This is a genomic window from Amycolatopsis heterodermiae, assembly GCF_034929455.1.
GTDB lineage: Bacteria > Actinomycetota > Actinomycetes > Mycobacteriales > Pseudonocardiaceae > Amycolatopsis > Amycolatopsis heterodermiae.
The window spans coordinates 182,624-201,752 of sequence record NZ_JAYFSI010000002.1 but is presented as its reverse complement, the minus strand read 5'-3'; the positions used below and the strand labels follow the sequence as shown (position 1 = coordinate 201,752).

Genomic DNA, 19,129 nt, shown 5'->3' with positions numbered 1-19,129 from the left:
ATGCGCCCCTGCCAGGAAGCACGGACAGTGAGGCGGAAACGTTCAGGAAACGCCCGTGGTCCGGAACCGCGCCCGGTAGTCACTCGGTGTCACGCCCAGACCACGCGCGAACGACCGCCGCAGGGTCTCCACCGAACCGAAGCCCGACCGGCGGGCGATCACGTCCAGCGGGTCGGTGGTGCCCTCCAGCTGCTGCTGGGCGAACTCCAGGCGGATCTGCTCGACGAACCGGGCCGGCGTGCGGCCGGTCTCCTCGCGGAACAGCCGCGTCAGGTGGCGGACGCTCACGCCCGCGCGGGCGGCCATGTCACCGAGGGTGTGCGGCGCCGACGGGTCCGCCGCGACCGAGTCGAGCAGCACCCGCAGCACCTCGTGGCGCGGGCGGCCGGTCTCCAGCCGGACGCTGAACTGCGACTGCCCGCCCGGCCGCTGCAGGAACACCACCAGGTGCTTGGCCACCAGCCGCGCGACGTCCGGGCCGAGGTCCTCCTCGACCAGCGCGAGCGCCAGGTCGATGCCGGAGGTGACCCCGGCCGAGGTGATCACCGGGCCGTCCTTGACGAAGATCGCGTCGACGTCGACGCGCACCAGCGGGAAGCGGCGGGCGAGCTGGTCGAGCAGGTCCCAGTGCGTCGTCGCGCGGCGGCCGTCGAGCACACCCGCCGCGGCCAGCGCGAACGCGCCCGCGCAGACCGACGCCGTCCGGTTCGCGCCGTCGGCGAGGCGGCGGATCTGCGCGATCAGCTCGGTGTCGGCGATCGTGCGGGCCCACACCGGGCCGCCGGGCACCAGCACCGTCGCCCCGCGCGGGTCCGCCGCCGCCAGGTCCAGGTCGGCACCGAGGCGCGTCCCGGTGTTCGCCCGGACGTCCGCGCCGCCGGGCGACGCCGTCCGCAGCTCGTAGCGGCCGCCGTGTGCGTTGGCCTCGGCGAAGACCTCCAGCGGGCCGGAGACGTCGAGCAGGCGGACGCCGTCGTAGAGGACGACGAGGACGGGACGGGCTTTCACCGGTCCAGTATCACCAGCTCCCCGTCGGCCGGCTCCTCGGCGGGCGCGTGCACGACGCGCGGTGCCGGGGCGAGGTTGACGTGCAGGCGGAAGACGTCCGGGCGCGAGTAGTGCCCGGCCGGGTCGGCGGCCGACTTGGCGATGGCGATCAGCGAGAAGTCGAGGTCGGCGAACAGCAGGCCCTCTTCGGTCTCCGGCAGCGGCTCGGCGAGTTCGCTGCCTTCCGGGCCGTAGATGCGCGCGAAGCCGCCGCCGAGGGCGAGCAGCTGCCGCTTGGTTTCGGTGTCGCAGAACAGTTCGTGGGCGGCGGGCCCGACCACCGCGCACGGCGCGAGGACGAACGACTGGCCCTCGACGGCGTAGACCCGGCTCGCGGCGGTGTTGACCTCCGGGCCGAGCGCGGTGGCCGCGCCGCGGTAGACCGAGAAGCTCGGCCACGACCCGACGTGGATCTGCTCGCCGAGGCTGTACATCGTGTACTTGGTCAGCGGCTGGAAGTGCTCCCAGCAGTTGAGCCCGCCCAGCTTGCCGAGCCGGGTGTCGTGGACCTGGATGTCGCTGCCGTCGCCTTCGCCGAACACACTGCGCTCGACGTGCGTCGGCTTCAGCTTGCGGCGCACGGAAATCACGTCGCCGGTGTCGTCGAGGAACGCCTGCGCCATGTACAGGCTGCCCTGGTCGAACTCGCTGAACCCGAGCACGACGTGCACGCCGTGCTCGCCGGCCGCGGCGGCGATGCGGCCCATCTCGGCGCCGTCGCGGGTCATCGAGTTCGCGGCGAACCGCGGCACGAACTGCATGCCCCACGCCGGGGAGTCCAGCCAGATCCACCACGGGTAGCCGGGCAGGAACGTCTCGGGGAAGGCGACGAGCTCGGCGCCACCACGGGCGGCCTGGGCGATGAGGTCGACGACCTGGTCGACCCCGGCGGCGAGGTCGAGCCAGCGGGGTTCGGCCTGGACGGCGGCGACGCGGACCTGCTGAGTCACGGGAACCTCCTGGGGCGAGCGGGTTTCCCCCACTGTCCACCCGGGACGCCCGCCCGGCACCGACGTCCCGTGCCGGATCACCGACTTCGCGTGCCACCCGCGCGGTACTCCCCCGGCGTCAGGCCGGTCGCCTCCCGGAACACCCGGTGCAGCTGCCGGTCCCCGGCGAACCCGCACGCCGCGGCCACCGAACCCAGCGGACGGTCCGGCGCCGCGCGCAGCAGGACCCGCGCGTGCTCGACGCGGATCTCGCGCAGCACCCGGCCGACCCCGCCGTCGAACAGGCGGTAGAGCGTGCGCCGCGAAACCGCGCACGCGGCGGCGACGTCGTCGGCCGACAGGGCCGGGTCGGCGTGGTGGGCGCGGAGGAAGGCGTGCACGCGTTCCCTCGCGAGGGACTGGTCCGAGGGGGCGCGGCCGCTCGACAGGCTGAGCACCGAAGCCAGCAGGCCGCGCCCGTGCTGGGCCAGCGCGCGGGCGCCGTCCGGGTCGGCCGGGGACATCCGGGACAGGCCGTGGAAGAACTGCGCGACCACACCCGCGGGGCCGTCGGCCGGCAGGGAGACCGCCGTGACGCGGGCCGCGTCGCGCAGGCCCGTCTCGGCGAGGATCGCGGTCAGCGGCACCTGGACGACGACCTGCTCGAAGGCGTCGTCGAAGTGCAGGGTGTAGGGCCGGGTGCTGTCGTAGAGCGCCATCCGGCCCGGGCCCAGCTCCGCGACCCGGCCGTCCTGCTCGACGCGGCCGTGGCCGCCGGTCTGGATGCTGGCCAGCAGGTACTGCTCGCCGGCCCGGGCGATCAGCCGCGGCGTCCGCCGCACCCGCTGGCCGCCCGCGTGCACCGTGGACAGCTCGAGGCCACCCAGGTCGGCGTGCGTGAGCCGGCCGTCGAACCCGCCCGGCCGGGTCGGGGTGGCGCTCAGCTGGACGAACGTGTCGCAGATGAGGTCACGCCAGTACTCGAACGCGTGCTCGCGCCCGACCGCCGACGTCGACCACTCGCTCATCCCGCCATGGTGCGACGACCGCGGCGGGAAAGCCAGTGCTCAGCGGCCGGGGTCGCCCGACCAGCCGCTCAGCCGGCTGAGCAGCCGTTCCAGGACCTGCGGGTCCGCCGCCACCGGGTCGCCGGAGACGGGCTCGTCGACCAGCGTCCGGCGGTCGCCCCGCCTCGGCAGGCGCACCTGCTTCGCCGTCATCCCGCCCGGCAGCGGCAGCTCGCACCAGGTGGTGCGGCCGCCGCCGGGTGCCGGGTCGACGCCGATGCGCTCGCCGGGCCGGGCCTGCGGCGGCGGCAGCTGGGGGAGGTTGTCGTCGACCTCCACCATCAGGTACTCGGCGCTGAGGCGCAGCCGCAGCGTGACGAACGGGGGTGCCTTCGGGTTGCCGGCGTCGATGACCGCCTCGACCAGGCGTCTCGCGGTCTCGGTGACCTGCTCGAGCATCGGCTTCAACGACCAGTCGGTGAGAATCAGCCGGACGAACAGATCCGTCACCGGCAGCGCGCTGGGCTGCGCGACCAGCCGGAGGTCGTCCATCTGGGAGGTGTGCGCGCTCAAACCTGACCTTCCTCGGCCCGGGTGCCACTGTTCGAGTCACGCATCATGCCACCCGTCCGGGAACCACCCGTAAGGAGGACGTCACTCGACGCCGAGCATGACCTCCGTCGACTTCACGAGCACGGTCACCGGCTTGCCGGGAGCGAGCTCCAGCTCCTCCGTGGCGTCCTTCGTGATGGACGCGACGACCTGCTGGCCGCCATCGAGCTCGACGGTCACGACGGACATCACGGCGCCCGGCTTGATGGCCGCGACGGTGCCGGTGAGCTGGTTGCGGGTGGAAAGACGCATGGTGTTCCTTTGCGGTACCGGGGGTGTGAACCGCGCCAGGCTACGGCCTTTTCGCAGGTCACGCCGCCGGAAGCCGGCCGGCACGATCGGGTGGTGCGGCACCGGGGCGGGCCGGATCACCGCAGCTGCGCCACGGCGGGAGGCACTGAGGAGCACCCGCGAACCCGGTGTGACTTGCTACCGTCGGCCCATGGGCGAGCTGGTCGAGGACGAAGCGCTGCGGGCCGAGCGGCTCTTGGACGCGCAGGCTAAGGCGGTCGAGCTGTTCGCCGCGGTCGAGGAGCGCGGGATCCTCGCGCCGGACGTGCGCGAGACCGAGGCCAGTGACGCGATCCGCGACCTGGCCGGCGACCTGCTGGGCATCCGCCGCTACTGGCACAAGCGGATCGTCCGGGCCGGGGTCAACACGCTGCGGCCCTACCGCGAGAACCCGCCGGACCGCGTGCTCGGCGAGGACGACATCGCCTTCGCCGACTTCGGCCCGATCTTCGAGGACTGGGAAGCCGACTTCGGCCGCACGTTCGTGCTGGGCGGCGACCCGGTCAAGCACGCACTGCGCGACGCCCTGCCGAAGGTGTTCGACGCCGGGCGCGCGTACTTCGACGCCGTGCCCGACATCACCGGCGAGCAGCTGTACGCGCACATGGTGCAGCTGGCGCACGAAGCGGGCTGGGAGTTCGGCGGCGAGATCGCCGGGCACCTGGTCGGCCAGTTCCCGCACGAGACGATCGACGGCGCCAAGATCGCGTCCTACATCGCGCCGGGCAGCGACCAGCCGATGCGCCGTCCGGACCGCAACGGCCAGACGTCGCACTGGATCCTGGAGGTCCACCTCGTCGACCGCGAACGCGAGATCGGCGGCTTCCTCGAGCAGCTGCTCGATCTGGGCCCCGCAGCATCGTGAACGTCCTCCTCACCGGCCCCCGACGCCGGTGAGGAGGACCGGGCCCTTCAGACGCGCGCGGTCGCCCAGAGCTCGTCGATGGTGCGCTCGGCCGTCGCGAGGCTGGCGTCGGCCAGCGGGATGAGCTCCGCCATCGCCGGGTTCACGTGCGCCAGCGTCAGCTCGGCGGTGATGAACCTCGGCTCCAGGCCGGTCAGCGCGACGCCGTGCGGCAGCCACGCTTCGGCGTGGTCCCAGCCGGCGCGGGGCGTGCCTTCGCCGTACCCGCCGCCGCGGCTGGCCAGCACGATGAACTCCCGTCCGCCGAGCAGCCCGGACATCGTCGCGTGGTCGACCGAGAGCCCGGGGGCGATGAGGTGGTCGACCCACGTCTTGACGCTGCTCGGCGGGCCGAAGTTGTAGAGCGGCAGGCCCAGCAGCACGGTGTCGGCCGCCTGGATCTCGCCGACGAGCTCCCGGGTCAGCGCCCACGACGCCGCCTGCGCGGGCGTGTGCTGCTCCGGCGGCACCGCGCGGGCCGTCCCGCTCGCCGCGTCGAGGTGCGGCAGCGGGTGTTCCCCCAGGTCGCGGTAGGTCACCGTGCCGTCGGGGTGGGCGGCCCGCCACGCGGCCGCGGCCCGCGCGCTGAGCCTGCGGCTCACCGAAGCCCCGCCGGTGATGCTCGAGTCGATGTGCAGGAGATGCGCCATGTTGTTTGCCGTCCATCGATCGTTGGTGTTAGACAAACCATTAATAGCACATCGATCATCGGGGTGGCCATATACTGGGCAGATGACCTCGCTGCCGGTCGTCAACCAGCCGCCCCACCGCTGCGGCGCGCTGCTCGACCACCTCGCGCGCCGGCTGCGGCTGCGCAGCGAGTCGGTGCTGACCCCCCTGGGGCTGCGGCCGCGGCACCTGATCGCCCTGACGGTGCTGCGCGACCACGGCGGCAGCTCGCAGCAGGACCTGGCGAAGATCCTGGAGATCGACGGCACGAACGTCGTCGGGCTGCTCAACGAGCTCGAAGCGGAGAACCTGATCGAGCGCCGCCGCTCACCGGCCGACCGCCGCCGGCACATCGTCGAACTGACCGACGTCGGCGCGAAGCTGCTGGCCCGAGCGGAGTTCGCGCTGGCCGCGGTCGAGGACGAGGTCTTCCGCGACCTGGACGAAGACCAGCGCGAGACGCTCTACACGCTGCTGCAGCAGGTGACGAACACGACGAACGCGGAAGCCTGCACGGCCGCCGTCGTGACGCCCCCGAGCTGCTGACGCCCAGCCGATGCGGTGGCCGCTCGCCCCGTCCGGCCGAGACGTCCCGCCACGAGTACCACCAAGCGCAGCTCCTGGACGGAAAGTCCGGCCCCCGTCATCGGCGCCGTCGACCTCGAAGCCGGGAGCGCGGTGACCCGAAGCAGCTTGGACCCCACCGAGCACCCCGACTCCAGATGGCGGCGGATGCGCCGAGCAGAACTCGCCCGGCGCACGGTCTGCCGCCGTCTCACCGGCGCTCCCTCTCGACCGCGATGAGCACCTGACCGCGAGGCGCCCGCCCGCCGAGGGGAGCCTGGATCGCGAGACCCGCACACAATCGACCGGCATCCTCACCGAAACACAGTCCCGCCCCGGCCGCCTCCTCGGCGAAGCCGGGATCCTGTACGACGACCCCGAGACCGGCTTCAGCCCGTCCAACCTCTGGGCCGAGGACCGCTCGTGGTGCCTGTGCACCGACTACGACCTGTGGGCCACCAAGGTCGCCGGGTCCCCGCTCCTGATCGAAGCGCTGCTGAACGACCTCGAGATCGAAGCCGTCCGGCTGCCCTGAAGCTCAGCCGCCGGCGATGTCGTGGGCCAGTTGGCGTGCTTCGGGCAGCGTGAACTGGCCCGAGATCTGCGTTTCGCCGCCCGTGATGGCGGACTGGATCTGCGGGGCCGTAAGCACGCGGCTCTGCAGCACCATCGCCACCTGCTTGCCGACGTTCCCGCCCGTCCAGCCGGCCCACGTCCGGGTGCCCGCCGCGGTGAACCGGATGCCGATGACCGCCCTTCCGGTCTGCGGATCGAGCCGGGCGTCGACCCAGCCGACGTCGGCGCCGCTCAGGAACGCCGGGCCCAGCACGTACTTCGTGCCCTTCGCGCGGTCGCAGCTGACCAGCGGCAGCGCCGGGTCGTCGCGGCCCGCCAGCGGGTCCGGGCGGCCCTGGGCGCAGTCGAGGGCGGCCGCGGCGGCCTGTTGCGCGGCCGGGTCGGCACTCTGCCGGTCCGCCGCCGCACCGGCCGGCGGCGAGGGCGTCAGCTCCTGCAGGACGGGCCGGAAGCGCAGCTGCGTCCCGTCCTTGACGACGAAGCCGTTCCCCGACGGCTGAGCCGTGCCGGACACCTGAACCGAACAGCCGGCGACAGCAACGAGGACGGCCAGCGCCGCGAAGGTCCGCACAGCTGACATTGTGTCGTCCCACCGCCGGATCGGGAACTTACCACTGGTAAATCCTTGACATTACCAATGGTAAGCCTCACGCTACTGAGGCCAATTCGTCTAGACCAATCTGTCCGCTCTTCGAGGTCCCTCCCCCGAGAGGAGAGACACCACCATGTCCCCCCGCAAACCGGCCAAGACCGCCGCGGCGCTCGCCGCCGTGACGGCCACGGCGGCCGCGCTCGTGCTCGCCCACGGCGCCGACGCCAGCCCGGCCGCCGCCACCCCGTCCACCGCCGCAGCCGCCTGCGGTGTCCTGTTCGACGACTTCCACTACAACTCCCCCACCGACTCCGCCTTCGGCGCGGCCGGCTGGAGCACCCGCAACGACGTCGGCAGCCCCGGCGTGCCCGGCGCGCGCTGGCTGACGAGCAACATCAGCTTCCCCACGGTGAACGGGGAAAAGGTGGCGCAGCTCAACGCGTCCACCGACGGCAGCGCGAACGGCACCACCCACGCCGAGATGTACCAGAACCAGCTGCGGTTCCTGGAAGGCACCTACGCCAGCCGGGTCAAGTTCACCGACACGCCGACCAGCGGTACGGACGGCGACCACGTCAACGAAACCTACTTCACGATCTCGCCGCTGCGGTACGACCGCGACCCGCTCTACAGCGAGCTCGACTTCTCCGAGTACCTGCCCAACGGCGGCTGGGGCGGCTCGACCGCGAACTACCAGACGTCCTGGTACACCTACTGGAACAACCCGAGCTGGGACGGCCTGCGCACCTCCACCGCGCAGAACCGCAGCTTCGACGGCTGGCACGACATCGTCACGCAGGTCTCCGGCGGGCACGTGAAGTACTACCTCGACGGCGTGCTCACCGCGGACCACACCACCGACGCCCAGGGCGACCCGGTCTACCCGCGCACGCCGATGTCGATCAACTACAACATGTGGTTCATCGACACGGCCGGCCACACGAGCGGCACCAGCACCTACACCGAGCAGGTGGACTGGACCTACTACGCGGGCAACCAGGTCGTCACGCCGTCCGCCGCCGTCGCGCAGGCCGCGACCTACCGCGGCGCCGGCACCGCGCACGTCGACACGGTCGGCTCCGGCAACTGCACCACGCCGACCAGCCCGCCGCCGACGACCACGCCCACCACCCCGACCACGCCCACCACGCCGACGACCCCGACCACGCCGACCCAGCCGGCGGACTGCTCGAGCGCGGCGGAGTGGGACTGGGGCACCGTCTACCTCGGCGGTCAGCGGGTCAAGCACAACAGCCACCTCTGGCAGGCGAACTGGTGGACGCAGGGCTCCGAGCCCGGCCTCACCGCGCAGTGGGCCGACCTCGGCCACTGCTGAGCCAGGCCGGGCCGTCCCTGGGACCGGACGGCCCGGCCTCCCCCGCCTATCCCGCGGCAAGCACGGCTTCCAGCCCGGACGCCTGGGTCCGCCAGTCGGTCGTGTTCGGCGTGCCCCCGGCCCAGCGCTGGCCGATCCGGTTGAGCGAGTCGCGATCGCTCGCCCACAGCGTGTCGGCCTGCTTCTGTGCGAAGGCACGGTAAGTCGCCGACCCCGTGGCGTTCGCCAGGTCGCCGAAGTAGCGCATGAAGATGCCCTTGAACTGCTTTTGGTTGTCGTCACAGGAGTTCGCGGCGTCGCAGGACTCGACGAGCACGCCGTTCGAGGTCAGCCGGGACATCGCCGCGTCGGCCAGCCGGCGTGCGGCGTCCAAATAGGACGTGACGCCGGTGGCCCGCCACAGTTCCACGAGCCCGCCGATGCCGAGGCCCTGGTTGTACGTCCAGACGGTCTGGCCGTTGTTCGCGCACGAGGACGTCAGGCCGTCGTTGACCAGGCCGGAACCGTTGATCAGCCCGCTGTTCAGGTACCAGTCGCCCGCGGTCCGGGCCCGCTGGCCCCACACGGTGTCCCCGGCGATCCGCGTGTGCAGCGACGCGGTCAGGCGCAGGTACAGCCCGCTCGTGACGGCGTTCTTGTAGGTCCGCTCGCGGTTCCACCACACCCCGCCGCCGCACGTGCCCGTGTCCCAGAACCCGTTGACGTAGTTGGCGATCGTCGTCGCCTCGGTGAGGTAGCGGGTGTCGCGGGTGCGGTCGTAGACGGCGATCCAGGCCAGCCCCCACCACGCGCTGTCGTCGATGGCGCGGCTGACGAAGTCACCCTCGATCGGGTCGGAACTCCTTCCCCCGGCGGGGAAAGCGGCCTTGTTGACGTCGAAGGTGCGCGCCATGGCGGCGTCGAAGCCGCCCGCGTCCGCGACGGCCGTCACCGCAACGGCCGAGTTCCACCAGCTCGACGGCCACCACGCGGTGTAGGGCTCGTAGGACCACATCAGCGCGTCCACCGCGCCGGCGGCCCGGGTCGTCGCCGGGCGCGCCCAGGCCGTGCAGCTGCCCGAGGCGTGCGTGGCTTCGCGGCCGCACGCGCGCACGGCGCCGCCGTACAGCCGGCCGCGCGGGTCCCGCGTGGCGAAGGCCGTGGTGTGCGTCCCGGTCGCGCCCGAAGCGACGCTGGTGCGGCCCAGCGACGAGCCGTCCGGCCAGCTCGCCCCGGCGTCCCAGGAGCGGTCGAGCCAGATCTCGTCGCCGGCGCCGCCCGCTTCGATCCCGGCCCACGCCATGCCGCGGCCGTCGAAGTGGAGCCGGATGGTGCGGCCGAACAACGTCGTCGGCGCGACCGGCTGGGCGTCCCCGGTGCCGGGTACGGCGCGGTCGCACGCCGCGTCGCAGACGTCCGGGTAGATCCACGCCGTGCAGGCAACCCCCTGCGCGTCCCCGCAGGCCCGGACCAGGCCGCGGCGGTGGTGCGCCGGATCGGTGAGGTTGTACATCAGCGTGCGGGTGCCGGTCCACGAGCCGGGGATGGTGGCCTTGCCCAGCAGGCCTTCCCAGCTCGCCCCGCCGTCCCAGGACCGGTCGAGCCAGACGGCGTCGTTGGCCACGCCGTTGTCGATGCTCGCCCAGGCCATGCCGTCGGGGTCGGAGGCGTGCAGGCGCACGACCCGGCCGTTGATCACCATGTCGGGCAAGGGAAAGCTCTCGCGCGCGGCCCGCGAAGGATCGAGCGTGTCGCAGGAGGTCACGCACACCGCGGTGGCCGCGGCGGCGGGCCGGGGTGAGAGGGGTGACAGGGAACCGAGGACGAGCAGGAGCACGAGCAATGTCCGCATCGACATCCCTCTCCACGCACCGGGTTTTTCTTTTCAGGATAGGAAATCCGGTGGCGGGAGAAAAGGACTCAGCGCGGTTCTGGCTCGTTCCGGACATCGGCCGACGGGGAGTCGAACAGCCGCGGCATGACCGCCAGCATCAGAGAGGACCAGACCACGTGCGTCAGCACCGGCGCCTGGACCCCGCCCGAGCGGCCGCGCTGCCAGGCGAACACCGTCCCCATCACCGCGGACGCCAGTACCAGCGCGGGGTTGCGGGTCGCGCACGTCGACAGCACGTACACCGCGGTCGAGCGGCGGGTGCCCAGCGCGTCGTACAGCGGGCCGCGGAAGAAGACCTCCTCGGCCGCGCCGGTGACGAGCGTCGTCACGACCACCGACGTCGTCGACCCGCGGTGGGCGTAGTCCAGGACACCGGCGATCGCGCGGCGCAGCGGCGGGATGTGCCGCGAAACCAGCGCACAGCCGTAGAACACGCCGAACGCGCCCGCCCCGGCCAGCACTGGCCCCACGACGTCACGACGTCCCCGGTGCACCGGCCCGGCCGCGCGGGCTCCGGCCAGCCAGGTCGTGGCGACCCCGGCGGTGAGGCCGTAGAACCGCTTGGACGCGGGCGGGCTGGCCAGGGACGCGCCGAGCAACGCGGTCCCGGTGGCCGTCACCGCCGTCAGGAACCGTCCCTTCATGCGTCCCGCCGGCTCTTCGCGCGCTCCTTGAGGGCCTGCACCACGGCTTCGTCGTAGTCCATCGGCTCGAACTCGACGATCCGGCGGATGCTGTCGTCGCGGACGACGACCTCGTTCGTCATCGAGTCGATCAGCGAGCGTCCGGTCTGCACGTCGATGTCGGTGACCAGCGAAAGCCAGTACGACGAGAGCCGCGGCGACAGCAGCGGCACCGGCACGATCACCAGCGGACGGCCTTCGATCGCCGCGACCCGCTGCAGCATCTCCCGGTAGGCCAGCACCTCCGGGCCGCCGATGTCGAACGCGCGGCCCTCGGCCTCCGCGTGGTCGAGCACGCCGACCAGGTAGCGGACGACGTCGGCGATCGCGATCGGCTGGGTGCGGGTGCCGACCCAGCGCGGGGTGATCATCGCCGGCAGGTGCTCGACGAGCTGGCGGGTCAGCTCCCACGACGTGCCGCCGTGGCCGATCACGATCCCGGCGCGCAGTGTGGTGACCGGCACGCCGGTTTCGCCGAGCAGCTTTTCGACCTCGCGGCGGCTGGCCAAGTGCTCCGACAGCGAATCGTCGTCGTCGCCGAGCCCGCCGAGGTAGACGATCCGGCCGACCCCGGCGTCGGCCGCGGCGCGGGCGAAGGCGCGCGCCGCTTCGGAGTCGCGGCGCTTGAAGTCCGAGCTGTCGAGCGAGTGGACCAGGTAGTACGCGGCGTCGGCGCCCTTCAGCGCGTCACGCAGGGAGCCGACGTCGGCGACGTCACCGGGCACGGGTTTTCCGGCCCCCTCGTAGCTGTCGGGACGGCGCGTCATCGCGAGCACGTCGTGCCCCGCTTCTTCCAGGGCCGGGCACAACCTGCTGCCGACGAACCCCGAAGCTCCGGCTACCAGTACTCGCATGCCCGTGACGCTAGCCCGGACCGCGCCGGTCCGCAGGTCGCCGGGTTCCGGCGAAGCAGACGGCGGCGAGCACGGCGGCACAGCCGACGAGTTGCAGGACGGCGGGTGTCTCACCCAGCAGGCCGATGCCCAGCAGGACGGCGCCGACCGGCTGCAGCAGCATGAGCGTCGCCCCGGCGGTGGCCGTCATCCGGGGCAGCGCGGCGGAGATGAGCAGCCAGCCGGTCAGCTGGCCGACCAGGGCGAGCGCGATGAGCCAGCCGAACGCCGGCCAGCCGGGAGCAAGGTCGAGCGTGCCGGACGGGAGGCCGAGCACCAGGGCGACCGTGCCCGCGGAGAGCGTCGCCAGGAGCAGGGAGTGCGACTGCGTCCCGGCGCCGCCGCTGAGCCGGATCAGGAACAGGTAGGCGGCGTACCCGGCGCCGGCCACGAGCGCGGCGACGGCGCCGGTGACCGGGTCGGGCCCGAACGCGCCGGTCCCGGCGAAGCCGCCGGCCAGCACGACCCCGCCGAGCAGCACCGGCGCGGCCACGAGGAACCGCTTCGACGGCCGTTCGGCGAGGAACGCGAACGCCAGCACGGGCACGATGACCACCTGCACGGCCAGCAGCACCGTCGCGATGCCGGCACCGACGCGCGGGATCGCCTCGCCCCAGAGCACGAAGTCCAGGCCGAGCCCGGCGCCGGCCAGCAGCGGGAACAGCACGCGGCGCCGGGTCGCGGGGCCCGCCTTGCGCCGCTCCCACCAGGCCAGCGCGAACAGGACTGGCAGCGACAGCAGGCAGCGCCAGAACGCGCTGGTGGCGCCGCTCGTGTGCGAGACCTTGATGAAGACCGACGACAGCGAAATGCAGAAACTGCCGAGCGCGGCCAGCACGCGCGGGTCGAGGCGCTGGGTGAACGTGGGCCGGGCGGCAGTCAGGGTCACGCCTCCAGCGTGAGCGCGTCGACTGTCAAGGACAAGCGAATGTTTCTGCGGGGAATTCGGTAGGATCACTACTGTGTTCGGACTCGAGCGGATGCGGGCGCTGCACGCCGTCGCCACCCAGGGCTCGGTCGCCGCGGCGGCCGCGTCCCTGCACGTCACGCCCTCGGGCGTTTCGCAGCAGCTGGCGAAGCTGGAGAAGGAGGCCGGGCAGCCGCTGCTGGAGGCACGCGGCCGCGGCGTCCGGCTGACGAAGGCGGGCGCGGTGCTGGCGGGACACGCCGAGCGGATCCTCGCGCAGGTCGCCGAGGCGAAGACCGACCTGGAGCTGCTGCGCGAGGACGTCGCCGGGCCGCTGCGGATCGGCGCGATCCCGACGACCGTGCACGCCGTGCTGCCGCCGACGCTGGCGACCCTGGCCGCGCAGCACCCGCGGCTGGAGGTGACGCTGCACGAGGGCGAAGCCGAGCAGACGATGCCCCGGGTGCTGGCCGGCGACCTCGACGTCGCGGTGCTGGAGAGCTGGGCGGACCGCCCGACGGTCCTCCCGCCGTCGACGACGCGCATCGAGCTGTTCAACGACGTCGCGGACCTCGCCCTGCCGGCCGGGCACCGCCTGGCCCACCGCAAGACCGTCGATCTGTCCGAAGTGGACGATGTGCCGTGGATCGGCTGGACCGCCGGCTCCGGCTGCTACGACTGGCTGGTGCAGGTGCTGCGCAAGCAGCGGCTGGAGCCCCGGATCAGCTGCACGGTGGGCGGCTACCCGACCCAGCTGGCCCTGGTGGCGGGCAACGTGGGCGCGGCCCTGGTCCCCCGCCTGGCCCGCGAGCGCCTGCCGGACGGCGTCCGCATCCTGACCACTCGCCCGGCGTTGACGCGCACGATCTACGCGATCTGCCGAGCGGGCGAGGAGGACAGCGGCGCGGTCCGAGCGTGCTTGGACGCGCTGCGGGAGGCGTCGGCCCGCTTCGGAAGCGCGCTGCGCCCGGCCAGCTGAGTCAGATGCATGTCAAATCTCGCGCTGCCTGGCGAACGACGTGCGATCACGGTCGCCCCCCGTCGCGGTGAGCCTCCTGCTTACCGCCTGACGCATGGCCAGATGCGTTCGCCGTCGCCCAGCGCTGACTTCGCGGCCGGCGTGCTGGCCTGGGGTTACGGAGTCCGCGGCTATGGCCCGCATCGCACGAACCGGATCGTCCGCCACGACCCGGCCGCCGATCACCTCGACACCGCCCTTGCCGGTCTGCGTGCCGAACTCGTCCCCCTCGAGACCTTGCTCGACTGCTACGAGCAGTTGCGAAGCACGGCGAAACCCAAGGGCCTCGGCCCGGCGTTCTTCACCAAGATCCTCTACTTCGCGGGCTATCGCCGTGGCCACGGCGGACCCCAGCCGCTGATCCTCGACAGTGTCGTGGCGGCAGGGCTTCCTGCCGAGGCAGGCGCCGCCCGGCGGTTCAAGAGCGAGTGGTTTTGTTCCGCGGGTGCTGGCACCCGGCCGGCTGAGTCAGGGCGTCGCCGGTTCCGCGGCCCAGCTGGCCAGCAGCCGCAGCCGTTCCTCCGAGGGTGAGCCCGGCTCCACCGTGTGCACGCCCAGCACCTGGTCCGGGTCGTCCGTCGGGGACAGGGCTTCGTAGCCCAGGACCAGCTCCCCCACCAGCGGGTGCCGGTAGTGCTTGGTGCCGTGCGTGCGCTGGTAGACGTCGTGGTCGGCCCACCAGCGGCGGAAGTCGTGGTCGCGCACCGACAGCTCGCCGATCAGCTCGGCCAGTGCCGGGTCGTGGGGGTTGCGGCCCGCGTACAGGTGCAGCGTCGCCACCACGCTGCGCGCGGACGACTCCCAGTCCGCGTACAGCTCGCGGGACAGCGGGTCCAGGAACACGAACCGGGCCATGTTGCGCTCGCGCGGGGGCAGCGCGTCGAAGTCGCGGTAGAGGGCCTTGGCCAGCCGGTTGGCGCCGAGGACGTCCAGGCGCCGCCCGAGAACCATCGCCGGGACGTCGTCCAGCGTCTCGAGCACCCGCAGCAGCCCGGGCCGGATCCGCTGGGGCGGCGGGGTCCGCGGCCGGCGGCGGCTCGGCTTGGCCAGCGCGAACAGGTGCCGCCGCTCGGTCTCGTCCAGCCGCAGCGCCCGCGCGATCGCGTCCAGCACCGACTCCGAGACGTTCAGGTTCCGCCCGCGTTCGAGCCGGACGTAGTAGTCGACGCTCACCCCGGCCAGCCGCGCGACCTCCTCCCGCCGCAGCCCCGGGACGCGCCGGACCCCGGGTTCCGGCGCGAGACCGGCCTCCGACGGGGTCACCCGGGCGCGGCGGGCCCGCAGGAAGTCCCGCAGCTCCGGGTTGCCTTCGCTCATCGCTCCAGCGTAGGACGGCCGCGGCGCGCGTGCGGGGGTCTGCTGGACCCCCGGCAGGACCAGTCCTCCCACCCCACCTCCCGGCGGCGGTTACCTGGAGGCGAGTCCCCGAGGAGGAAGAAACGAGATGGAACGCGAAATCCTGGGCGGCACCGGCATCTCCGTCAGCCGCTTCGCCTTCGGCGCCATGATGCTGGGCGCCATGGGCAACACCGACCGCGCCGAGTCGGTGCGGATGATCCACGCGGCGCTGGACGCCGGGATCACCTTCGTCGACACCGCCGACGTCTACTCCCACGGCGAGTCGGAGGTGATCGTCGGCGAAGCGCTCCAGGGCCGCCGTGACGACGTCGTGCTCGCCACGAAGTTCTCCCTGCCGATGGGCCCGGACGCCAACCAGGCCGGCGGCTCGCCGCGGTGGATCAAGCTGGCCGTCGAAGCCAGCCTGAAGCGGCTCGGCACCGACCACATCGACCTCTACCAGATGCACCGGCCGGACCACCGCACCGACATCGACGAGACCCTCGGCGCCCTGTCCGACCTCGTCCGGGCGGGCAAGGTGCGCGCGATCGGCTCGTCGACGTTCCCGGCCGAGCTGATGGTCGAAGCGCAGTGGGCGGCGCAGCGCGGCGGGCACCACCGCTTCCGCACCGAGCAGCCGCGGTACTCGATGCTCACCCGGATCATCGAGAACGACGTCCTGCCGACGGCCCAGCGCCACGGCATGGGCGTGCTGACCTACGGGCCGCTGTCCAGCGGCTGGCTGACCGGCCGCGACCCCGCGCGCAGCCACCGCGCCGCGATGGCCCCCGACGTGTTCGACCTCGCGATCCCGGAGAACCGCGCCCGGGCCACGGCCGTCGAGCAGCTGCGGAAGGTCGCCGCCGACGCGGGCCTGCCGCTGGCGCACCTCGCGCTGCGGTTCGTGCTGAGCCACCCGGCCGTGACGTCGGTGCTGATCGGCCCGCGCACCCCGGAGCAGCTCGACGACCTGCTGGCCGCGTCCGGCCCGCTGCCCGGTGACGTGCTGGACCGGATCGACGCGATCGTCCCGCCCGGCACCGAGGTCAACCGGCACGACAACTACAACGCGGCGGCACCGGCGATCGAGGACGCGCGGCTGCGACGGCGGTGAGTCACGCCCGTTCAGTTCAGGCGCGGAGCCGGTCCGCCATCTCCGTCACCAGCCGGCCCGGGCGCTTGTGGTGCACCAGGAAGACGTCACGGGCCGGCTGGGCGTCGGCCGCGTCGCGGACCTCGATCCGCGCGCGGCCGGCGCGATCCAGCACGCTTTCGGGGACGAACGCGATCCCCAGCCCGGCTTCGACCAGCGCCAGGATCACCTGGTAGTCCCGGGATTCGTGGGCGACGCGCAGCCGCACGCCGGCGGCGTCCGCGAGCTGCTCGAGGCACACCCGGTTGGGCACGCCGGGGCTGCCCGAGATCCAGTCCTCCCCCGCGAGCCCCCGCAGGGTGAGGCGGCGGACGCGGGCTTTCGCGTGCCCCTCCGGCAGGATCAGGCGGAAGCGCTCCGAACGCAGCAGCGTCCGCTCGAGGCCGCGCGGGTCGGGCAGCGGCGCCCCGGGATAGCGGTGGGTGATCAGGAGATCCAGCTCGCGGGAGCTGACCAGGCCGTACCCATCCGGCGGCTCCAGGTCGAGCAGGCGCAGCGCGACGGCGGGATGAGCCTCGCGGAACCCGGCGAGCGCGGGCGGCACGAGGGTCGCGCCCGCGCTGGCGAACGTGCCGACGGTCAGCTGCGCCGGCTCCTCGCCGAGCAGCGCCCGCACGGTCCGCTCGGCGGTCCGCAGCTCCCCGACGATGGTTTCGGCGTGCGTGAGCAGCCCTTCGCCGACGGCGGTGAGCGTCACCCCGCGCGGGTTGCGGTGCAGCAGGCGGGCGCCGACGTCGCGTTCGAGCTTGGCCAGCTGCTGCGAAACGGCAGACGGCGTGAACGAAAGCCGTTGCGCCGCACCGGCGATCGACCCGGCGTGCGCGACCTCGGCGAGCAGGGCGAGGCGATGGGCGTCGAGCACGGGAGCCTCCAGCCGTAAGCGTGGCTGATGGCAGCATAGGAGACGTCGCTGGTGCTTACGTCCGGCCGCGCGCATGCTGGGGCCATGATCAGCACTTCGGACGTCGAACGCGCCGCCGCGAGGATCCACGGCCGGGTCCGCCGGACCCCCGTCCTCTTCGACGACGGCGTCTGGTTCAAGCTCGAGCACCTGCAGCACACCGGCTCGTTCAAGGCCCGCGGCGCGTTCAACCGAATCATCGCCGCGGGTGCGCTGTCGGCGGCCGGGGTTGTGGCCGCGTCCGGGGGCAACGCGGGCCTCGCCGTCGCGTACGCCGCCCGCGAATTCGGCGTGGCCGCAAGGGTTTTCGTCCCGGCCACGGCGCCCGCGGTGAAGGTGGCGAAGCTGCACGCGCTCGGCGCGGCCGTCGAGCTGGTCGGCGAGAAGTACGCGGACGCCTACGACGCGGCGGTGAAGCACGCGGCCGACAGCGGTGCCCTGTTCTGCCACGCCTACGACCAGCCGGAGATCTGCGCCGGCCAGGGCACGATCGGCCTGGAGCTGCTGGAGCAGGTGGACGGCCTCGACACGATCCTGGTCGCGGTCGGCGGCGGCGGGCTGCTGGCGGGCATCGCCGCGGCGGTCGAGGGCCGGGCGCGGGTGATCGGCGTCGAGCCGCGCACGATCCCGACGCTCCACTCGGCTTTGGACGCCGGTGAGCCGGTGCAGGTGGCCGTGTCCGGCCTCGCCGCCGACTCGCTCGGCGCGTCCCGGCTCGGCGACATCGCCTTCGCGGTCGCCACCCGCACGGGCGCGGGGTCGGTCCTGGTCGACGACGCCGCGATCGCCGAAGCCCGGGCGACGCTGTGGGACCGCTACCGCCTCGCCGTCGAAGCGGGCGGGGCGACGGCCTACGCCGCGCTGCTCAGCGGCGCCTACGTGCCCGCGCCCGGCGAGCGCGTCGCCGTCCTGCTCTGCGGCGCCAACACCGACCCCGCGACGCTCACTTCCCCGTCAGGCGCTCCACCAGCGGCGCGAACTCCTCGATGAAGGCGCTGTTGACGCTGACGTAGGAGACGCCGAGTTCGTCGCGGCGCCGTTCCAGCTCCGCGGCCATGTCGTCGACGCTGCCGCGCAGCATGGTCAGCGAGTCGTGCTCGATGAGCGTTTCCGCGTCGACGCCGATGAACCCGCGGATCCACGGCGGGACGACCTCGCCCACGACGAAGATGTTCAGGGCCAGCTCGAGGTCCCGGCCGTCCGCGGCGGTCCGGATCTCCTCGACGTGCGCCTTGAACTCGTCGCGCGTGGTCAGCACACCCCCGGCGAGGGTGACGATGTCGGCCTTCGCCCCGGCGAGGCGGCGCGCCTTGGGGCCGCCCGCGGCGAGCATCACGGGCGTGTGCGCGTCCCCGTCGAGCCGGCGGACGTGGTCGATGGTCTCGGAGATCGAGTCGAGCCGCTCCTGGCCGTTGCCGTAGGGCAGGCCCAGCTCCTCGGCCTGCTGGCGCATCGACGGCAGGCCGGTGCCGAGGCCCAGCTCGAACCGGCCGTCGGTCATGACCGTCAGGCTGTGCGCCTCCCACGCCGCCGCGCGGGCCGTGCGCAGCGGGCTGGCCAGCACGAACGAGCCGACGCGCAGGGTCGTGGTGACCGCGGCGGCCGTCGCGAGCGACGCGGTCGGGGTCGGCAGGTTCAGGTTGTCCGGCGAGAGCAGCGTCGAATACCCCAGCTCCTCGGCCCGGCGCGCGGTCTCCCGCCACTTCGCGCCGCCCTCCTGGGCCGCCGCGACCACACCGAACCGGAACGCCTTCTGAGCCATCGGATCAACCCCGCTTCGTGTCGTTGACCCGATCAAACCACCGCCGCGCCCGGCCGTGCCACCACGGCCGGGCG

Annotated in this window: 21 protein-coding genes; 7 read left to right on the top strand and 14 right to left on the bottom strand. The window is 73.0% G+C overall.

The genetic code is table 11. From position 1 onward, the window contains the following. Nucleotides 1–42: 42 nt before the first annotated feature. The 5 genes from VA596_RS11715 to VA596_RS11695 all read right to left on the bottom strand — a co-directional run bounded on the left by VA596_RS11715 (nt 43) and on the right by VA596_RS11695 (nt 3,847). The gene (locus VA596_RS11715) at nt 43–1,008 is read right to left on the bottom strand and encodes a GlxA family transcriptional regulator (protein WP_323326135.1); all 966 of its coding nucleotides are present in this window, start codon (nt 1,006–1,008) and stop codon (nt 43–45) included. Continuing rightward, entirely contained in the window at nt 1,005–1,997 is a 993-nt protein-coding gene (locus tag VA596_RS11710; protein ID WP_323326133.1) for a carbon-nitrogen hydrolase family protein, read from the bottom strand. The genes VA596_RS11715 and VA596_RS11710 overlap by 4 nt, the downstream gene beginning before the upstream one ends. Before the next feature lie 77 nt (nt 1,998–2,074). Continuing rightward, nucleotides 2,075–3,004 carry an AraC family transcriptional regulator gene (locus VA596_RS11705; protein WP_323326131.1) on the bottom strand — a complete coding sequence of 310 codons (930 nt, stop codon included), beginning with the start codon at nt 3,002–3,004 and terminating at the stop codon, nt 2,075–2,077. A 39-nt stretch (nt 3,005–3,043) separates the two neighbouring features. Beyond that, nucleotides 3,044–3,556 carry an ATP-binding protein gene (locus tag VA596_RS11700; protein ID WP_323326129.1) on the bottom strand — a complete coding sequence of 171 codons (513 nt, stop codon included), beginning with the start codon at nt 3,554–3,556 and terminating at the stop codon, nt 3,044–3,046. An 81-nt stretch (nt 3,557–3,637) separates the two neighbouring features. Then, nucleotides 3,638–3,847: a TOBE domain-containing protein gene (locus VA596_RS11695; protein WP_323326127.1), complete on the bottom strand. Its 210-nt coding sequence runs from the start codon at nt 3,845–3,847 to the stop codon at nt 3,638–3,640. 190 nt (nt 3,848–4,037) lie between these two features. On the opposite strand from VA596_RS11695, the gene VA596_RS11690 reads away from it, so the two are divergent. Then, nucleotides 4,038–4,751: a M24 family metallopeptidase gene (locus VA596_RS11690; RefSeq protein ID WP_323326125.1), complete on the top strand. Its 714-nt coding sequence runs from the start codon at nt 4,038–4,040 to the stop codon at nt 4,749–4,751. 47 nt (nt 4,752–4,798) lie between these two features. On the opposite strand, the gene VA596_RS11685 is transcribed toward VA596_RS11690, so the two are convergent. Further along, nucleotides 4,799–5,440 (bottom strand): FMN-dependent NADH-azoreductase, encoded by a 642-nt coding sequence (locus VA596_RS11685; RefSeq protein ID WP_323326124.1) that lies wholly within the window; start codon nt 5,438–5,440, stop codon nt 4,799–4,801. An 82-nt stretch (nt 5,441–5,522) separates the two neighbouring features. Here VA596_RS11685 and VA596_RS11680 point away from each other — a divergent pair, with 82 nt between their 5' ends. Continuing rightward, a complete protein-coding gene (locus tag VA596_RS11680; protein WP_323326122.1) occupies nt 5,523–6,005 on the top strand; it encodes a MarR family winged helix-turn-helix transcriptional regulator in 483 nt (160 codons plus the stop codon). Nucleotides 6,006–6,561: 556 nt separating this feature from the next. Here the strand turns inward: VA596_RS11680 and VA596_RS11675 are convergent. Next, nucleotides 6,562–7,179 carry a SecDF P1 head subdomain-containing protein gene (locus VA596_RS11675; protein WP_410171875.1) on the bottom strand — a complete coding sequence of 206 codons (618 nt, stop codon included), beginning with the start codon at nt 7,177–7,179 and terminating at the stop codon, nt 6,562–6,564. A 145-nt stretch (nt 7,180–7,324) separates the two neighbouring features. Here VA596_RS11675 and VA596_RS11670 point away from each other — a divergent pair, with 145 nt between their 5' ends. Then, entirely contained in the window at nt 7,325–8,527 is a 1,203-nt protein-coding gene (locus VA596_RS11670) for a carbohydrate-binding protein (protein WP_323326119.1), read from the top strand. 46 nt (nt 8,528–8,573) lie between these two features. Here the strand turns inward: VA596_RS11670 and VA596_RS11665 are convergent, their stop codons facing one another. From VA596_RS11665 to VA596_RS11650, 4 genes are all read right to left on the bottom strand, one after another. After that, complete coding sequence (locus VA596_RS11665) at nt 8,574–10,358, bottom strand: glycoside hydrolase family 76 protein (RefSeq protein WP_323326117.1); 1,785 nt, start codon at nt 10,356–10,358, stop codon at nt 8,574–8,576. A 68-nt stretch (nt 10,359–10,426) separates the two neighbouring features. After that, the gene (locus tag VA596_RS11660; RefSeq protein ID WP_323326115.1) at nt 10,427–11,044 is read right to left on the bottom strand and encodes a CPBP family intramembrane glutamic endopeptidase; all 618 of its coding nucleotides are present in this window, start codon (nt 11,042–11,044) and stop codon (nt 10,427–10,429) included. After that, entirely contained in the window at nt 11,041–11,937 is an 897-nt protein-coding gene (locus VA596_RS11655; protein ID WP_323326114.1) for an NAD(P)H-binding protein, read from the bottom strand. The genes VA596_RS11660 and VA596_RS11655 overlap by 4 nt, the downstream gene beginning before the upstream one ends. Before the next feature lie 10 nt (nt 11,938–11,947). After that, nucleotides 11,948–12,865, bottom strand: coding sequence for a DMT family transporter (locus tag VA596_RS11650; protein ID WP_323326112.1), 918 nt, complete (start codon nt 12,863–12,865; stop codon nt 11,948–11,950). A 73-nt stretch (nt 12,866–12,938) separates the two neighbouring features. Between VA596_RS11650 and VA596_RS11645 the strand changes: the two genes are divergently transcribed. Together VA596_RS11645 and VA596_RS11640 are read left to right on the top strand one after the other, a co-directional pair. After that, entirely contained in the window at nt 12,939–13,862 is a 924-nt protein-coding gene (locus VA596_RS11645) for a LysR family transcriptional regulator (RefSeq protein ID WP_323326110.1), read from the top strand. 9 nt (nt 13,863–13,871) lie between these two features. Then, nucleotides 13,872–14,432 carry an 8-oxoguanine DNA glycosylase OGG fold protein gene (locus VA596_RS11640; protein ID WP_323326108.1) on the top strand — a complete coding sequence of 187 codons (561 nt, stop codon included), beginning with the start codon at nt 13,872–13,874 and terminating at the stop codon, nt 14,430–14,432. Here the strand turns inward: VA596_RS11640 and VA596_RS11635 are convergent. Continuing rightward, nucleotides 14,370–15,218 (bottom strand): helix-turn-helix transcriptional regulator, encoded by an 849-nt coding sequence (locus VA596_RS11635; RefSeq protein ID WP_323326106.1) that lies wholly within the window; start codon nt 15,216–15,218, stop codon nt 14,370–14,372. The genes VA596_RS11640 and VA596_RS11635 overlap by 63 nt on opposite strands. A 127-nt stretch (nt 15,219–15,345) precedes the next feature. On the opposite strand from VA596_RS11635, the gene VA596_RS11630 reads away from it, so the two are divergent. Continuing rightward, the gene (locus VA596_RS11630; RefSeq protein ID WP_323326104.1) at nt 15,346–16,353 is read left to right on the top strand and encodes an aldo/keto reductase; all 1,008 of its coding nucleotides are present in this window, start codon (nt 15,346–15,348) and stop codon (nt 16,351–16,353) included. Between the two features lie 16 nt (nt 16,354–16,369). Here the strand turns inward: VA596_RS11630 and VA596_RS11625 are convergent, their stop codons facing one another. Beyond that, complete coding sequence (locus VA596_RS11625; protein WP_323326102.1) at nt 16,370–17,254, bottom strand: LysR family transcriptional regulator; 885 nt, start codon at nt 17,252–17,254, stop codon at nt 16,370–16,372. Between the two features lie 84 nt (nt 17,255–17,338). On the opposite strand from VA596_RS11625, the gene VA596_RS11620 reads away from it, so the two are divergent. Beyond that, nucleotides 17,339–18,283: a threonine/serine dehydratase gene (locus tag VA596_RS11620; RefSeq protein ID WP_323326100.1), complete on the top strand. Its 945-nt coding sequence runs from the start codon at nt 17,339–17,341 to the stop codon at nt 18,281–18,283. Here VA596_RS11620 and VA596_RS11615 read toward each other — a convergent pair. Continuing rightward, nucleotides 18,237–19,055 carry an LLM class flavin-dependent oxidoreductase gene (locus VA596_RS11615; protein ID WP_323326098.1) on the bottom strand — a complete coding sequence of 273 codons (819 nt, stop codon included), beginning with the start codon at nt 19,053–19,055 and terminating at the stop codon, nt 18,237–18,239. The two genes, VA596_RS11620 and VA596_RS11615, sit on opposite strands and share 47 nt — an antisense overlap. Nucleotides 19,056–19,129: the final 74 nt, after the last annotated feature.